Here is a 1,847-nt window from a genome sequence, read left to right on the forward strand (position 1 = left end):
CAGCCGCGGCCATAGCCACCCGGAGAGGCCACCACCAGCCCGACAGCTCCAGCTGCAAGCGCGAATCGGGCAGCACGTTACTTACTGCCCTCTGACACGGCTCGATGTCCGGCTCCTCCAACGCGATCACCGCGTCCTCGCGGCTGATGAACCCGAGCAGGGCGTTGTACAAGGTGCACCCTCCGCGGTGCAGCAACGCCGTCTCGCCTGACCGCTTCGGCTGGATCTTCCAGGACTGCTCAGCCCGCGCCCGCTCCCTACGCCGCCGCTCCTGCTCCTCCTGGACCTCAAGCTCACGAACCCGGGGGGCTCCGGGTCTGCCGCAGCTGCCGCAGCTGCCGCTCCAGCCACGCGGCAAGGGCACGGTTCTTGTCCAGGTCGGATATGTCACCGCCAGGCATGACAATGCCTCGGCCGGCTCGTGGGCGTGCTTCAGCGCCATCCGTGCCGCGACCACGTCCTCCTCGCCGAGCGTCGCCCAGTACAGGTGCGTCGCCACAGTCGCGGTCAGCTCCAGCAGTCGCGCTCGGAACTCTGCCACCTTGGCGGCCTGCTCCTCCGTGCACCCCGGGCTGTCCGGCTTCGCACGTAGGTGCTGTGAAGCTGCTTGTCGCTCTCCCAGCCGGGCATCGGCTCAGCCGACCACGGGAGCGTCCGGGCGTACCGCTCGTAGGCCGCGCGGGTGTCCCGTCTTGAATGATCTGGTTCGGCGTCGGGCCGCTGACGTGCGGCGACCAGTTCAGTTGAGACGTGGGGATGCCGGGAATCTCGGGTGATGTGGTCCTGGCTGGATGAATGCCGGAAGTTGTCTCAGCTGATCAGGTCCGGCTGCCCGTGCCATCGATGGTTGACTGAGGTCATGGACAGCTTCGAGATCAATGAGAACTTGGTGCGCTCTCTGGTGCGAGAGCAGCATCCGGACCTTGCAGAGTTGGGCCTGCGTGAGGTGGTCGGTGGTTGGGACAACCAGCTATGGCGCCTCGGAGACGAGTTGGCCGTGCGCATGCCGCGCACGGAGCGAGCACCGTCCCTGCTGCGCAACGAGCACCGGTGGCTGCCCACCCTGGCCCCGTGCCTTCCACTACCGGTCCCGACCCCCATGCGGATCGGTGAACCCTCCGCACGCTTCCCGCGGCCATGGACCATCGCGACATGGGTTCCCGGCGAACCAGCCGACCGCGCACCAATCAGCCAGGACCGCGCGGCCGACACTTTGGCGGGCTTCCTCAAGGCACTCCATGTGAAGGCGCCCACCGAGGCACCGGTCAGTCCGGATCGTGGCGTTCCCCTCAAAACGCTCACGGACACTTTCAGAAAGGCACTCGAGGAAGTCGCCTCCGAAGGCGTTGCCGCTGACCTCCGGAATATCCAGGACGTCTGGGACGAGGCCCTTGCGGCTCCAGATTGGGAGGACCCGCCGGTATGGCTGCACGGCGACCTTCACCCGGCGAATGTCGTCGTCGCGGACGGGACGCTCTCGGGCGTGATCGACTTCGGTGACATGTGCGCAGGCGATCCGGCGGTCGATCTCGCGGCTGCCTGGGTGCTCCTTCCCGAGGGGGCGGCTGCACGGTTCTTCGACGCGTACGCGCACGCGGACGAAGCGACGATCCGGCGCGCACGAGGGTTGGCTGCCCTGAAGAGCCTCGTCCTCATTCTCATTGGCCAGGCCGGGGAGCGGGGCCTGCCCGGCGGCAAGCCGACATGGGGACCCGCGGGCCGGGCGGCGCTCGACCGTGTTCTGGCATCGATCTAGTCTTCTGAGTCAGGAATTCTGTTCAGATAGCTGGCGAGGCGTTCGAGGATCTCGTCTGCGGTCTTGGTCCAGACGTAAGGTCTGGGGTCGG

The 1,847-nt window shown here is 67.1% G+C and carries 2 protein-coding genes; one reads left to right on the forward strand and one right to left on the reverse strand.

From position 1 onward, the window contains the following. The coding region (locus ACFVX4_RS42030; protein WP_389988783.1) for a DUF6233 domain-containing protein at positions 1-541 on the reverse strand (541 nt) is incomplete at its 3' end. Positions 542-859: 318 nt separating this feature from the next. On the opposite strand from ACFVX4_RS42030, the gene ACFVX4_RS42035 reads away from it, so the two are divergent. Next, positions 860-1,756 (forward strand): aminoglycoside phosphotransferase family protein, encoded by an 897-nt coding sequence (locus ACFVX4_RS42035; RefSeq protein WP_389988786.1) that lies wholly within the window; start codon positions 860-862, stop codon positions 1,754-1,756. The last annotated feature ends 91 nt before the right edge of the window (positions 1,757-1,847 follow it).

This window comes from Streptomyces sp. NPDC058240, assembly GCF_042882135.1.
Taxonomy (GTDB): domain Bacteria; phylum Actinomycetota; class Actinomycetes; order Streptomycetales; family Streptomycetaceae; genus Streptomyces.

Bases quoted from the DNA above. Each gene is read 5' to 3' on its own strand.
- ACFVX4_RS42035 (WP_389988786.1), top strand. From the start codon at position 860: ATGGACAGCTTCGAGATCAATGAGAACTTGGTGCGCTCTCTGGTGCGA.